The organism is Inhella gelatinilytica (genome assembly GCF_016093295.1).
GTDB lineage: Bacteria > Pseudomonadota > Gammaproteobacteria > Burkholderiales > Burkholderiaceae_C > Inhella > Inhella gelatinilytica.
This window is the reverse complement of the sequence record NZ_JAEDAL010000018.1, coordinates 1-2,582: the sequence shown is the minus strand read 5'-3', so window position 1 is coordinate 2,582 and position 2,582 is coordinate 1. Positions and strand designations below refer to the sequence as shown.

At 67.1% G+C, this 2,582-nt stretch carries 2 protein-coding genes; both read left to right on the top strand.

What is annotated here, in order from left to right; genetic code table 11:
• Nucleotides 1-124 precede the first annotated feature (124 nt).
• Entirely contained in the window at nt 125-1,042 is a 918-nt protein-coding gene (locus I7X43_RS16230; protein ID WP_198101999.1) for a tyrosine-type recombinase/integrase, read from the top strand.
• Between the two features lie 9 nt (nt 1,043-1,051).
• Entirely contained in the window at nt 1,052-2,239 is a 1,188-nt protein-coding gene (locus I7X43_RS16225; protein WP_198101998.1) for an IS91 family transposase, read from the top strand.
• Nucleotides 2,240-2,582: the final 343 nt, after the last annotated feature.

The window sequence follows — 2,582 nt, the reverse complement described above, 5'->3', positions numbered from 1 at the left end:
GACGCGGTGGCTGCCTCAGAGGGGCGGTCACCGCGTTTGGCTTTGGGGTTTTGGCTTGTGCGGGGCCCGCAGAGTGGCCAGTCTTGGGGCTGGGGAATGTTCCTCAGCACACCAGGAGTGGGTCATGACGCCTTTGCGCCAACAGTTGATTGATGCCATGGTGGTGCGCGGGCTGTCCGTGCGCACCCAAGAGACTTACGTTGAGGTTCTGGCGCGCATGGCGCGCCACTTCGGCTGCAGTCCGGCGCGGTTGGATGCCGCCGCCATCGAGCGCTACATGCTGCACTTGGTCCGCGACTGCAAGCGTTCGTACTCGACCATCAATCAGGTGGCCTCAGCCAGTCGATTCTTGTTTGTCCATGTCCTGGGCCGCGATGGCTTGAGTACGAGTGCCCAGCGCGTCCTGCCGCCCGTGGCGCGCACGCCCCAGAAGTTGCCGCAGTTGCTCGGGCGCGAGGAGATCGCCAGGCTGTTTGCGCAGTGCCATCACCCCATCGTGCGCATGCTGCTGCAGACCCTGTACGCCTGTGGCCTGCGCATTCGAGAAGGCTGTCAGTTGCGGGTGGCCGACATCGATAGCGCGGCCGACCGCATGTGCGTTCGCGTCGTTGCCGGCAAGGGCGCAGCCGACCGCTACACCTTGCTCAGTCCGACCCTGCTGAGCCTGCTGCGCACGCACTGCCGCACCCATGCCTGCCATCGTCACAGCCCTGGGTGGCTATTCCCCAACCCCGACAGCGGCCAGCCACTGAGCCCCTGCAGTGTGCAGCGCCACTACCACGCCGCCCGTGCCCGGGCCGGCATCCACAAGGAAGGCTGCACCCACACCTTGCGCCATTGCTTCGCCACCCACCTGCTTGAAGTGGGCGTGGACTTGCACACCATCAGCCAACTGCTGGGTCACCGCCACATCAGCACCACCACCCGCTATCTGCACCTGATCAGCCCGCAGTTCCGGCCGGGTGCCCAAGCGGACCGATTGGACAGTCTGGGCCGGCTGGACTTGCTGGCCGCGCTGCAGCCCGCTATGGCCCCGCACTAAATTCTTGGCATGGCCACCTTGGCCGAGGTGCTGCGGGCCGGCGCGCAGGCCCAGCCGCTCGTACACCCCTTGAGCTGCGCGCAGGCGCGCGTGTGGCGACAGCTGTGCGCCTGCCGCACGGCGCTGCTGGGCGGCCAGCAGCTGGCCTGCCAAGCCTGCGGCCATCAGCACTGGCAGTACCACTCCTGCCGCAACCGCCATTGCCCCCAATGCGGGGCGCGCGCCAAAGATGCTTGGCTGCAAGGGCAGCTCAGCGAAGTGCTCGCCGTGCCTTATGTGCACCTGGTCTTCACACTGCCGCATGCGCTCAACAGCCTGTACCGCAGCGCGCCGCGCTGGTCGATCGAGACCCTGTTCGCCAGCGTGGCGGCCACGCTCAAGGACTTCGCCGCGCAAGCGCGCTGGATGGGTGTGAGCCATGGGCAGCCCGCCTTCAGCCTGGTGCTGCACACCTGGAGCCAGAACCTGACCCAGCACCTGCACTTGCACGCCGTGATGGCCTGCGGGGTGCTCGGTCCCGATGGGCTGTGGCATGTGCCGGTGCGCCGCAACGATTTTTTGTTCCCCGTTCAGGCGTTGTCGCGGGTCTTCCGGGGCCGCTTCATGCAAGCGCTGAGTGTGCTCGCCCGCCTATCGGAGCCTGGGTCAGCGGGGGAGCCGCAAGACGTCAATCTCACTCCCGCAGGGCGCCGTGCGCTGTACCGCCACAACTGGGTGGTCTACGCCAAAGCGCCCTTGGGCGGCCCCGGCCAAGTGCTGGCCTACCTGAGTCGTTACACCCATCGCACCGCCATCGGCAACGAACGCATCCAGGCGCTGAGCCCGGAGCGGGACGTGGTCTTCACGGTCCGTGCCGATGCGCACGGCGGTAAACGCCGCATGCGGCTGCCGTTGCAGGAGTTCATCCGGCGCTTTTTGCTGCACGTGCTGCCCGCCGGGGTGCAGCGCATCCGCCACTACGGCGTGCTGGCCAACGGCTGCAAACGCAGGCAACTTGCGCGGGCCCGCCAAGCCCTGGCACAACCGCAACCGCAGCCCCTGGCACTGGAGGCCGCGCGCGACTTCATGGCACGCGTGGCGCGCATCGACACCCAGCGCTGCCCCACCTGCGGGCACAGTCCTATGCGGGTGGTGGCCAGCCTGCAAGGCCGGCCACAACTGCCTTCACCGATCCATGCGCGAGCGCCCCCCGCATGAAGACGCACTGCCCAATCGACATCTGCCAGACAAGAGGTGTGCGCCTGCGCACGCAGCGGCAGCGCCATGGCTGGCAGGGCTATTCCACCGTGCCAACGCGCAACGGGCACCCCAAGAGACGGGCTTCGAGGGGCCCAAATGAGTCCGACAGCGGGTCCATCCTCAGGCCCCGCATGCCGCACCTGGGCAAAATGGGCTGATTGCGGGCACTGCCCAGCATCCAATCCCCTAGGCCCCCGCCACCGTCGCCGCGACGGTTCAGTCCAACATGGTTTATCTGCCGCGATTTCCGCTCAGGCCGCTCGCCATGTTCGTGGCGCGGCAGATAAACGCTGATTGTTAG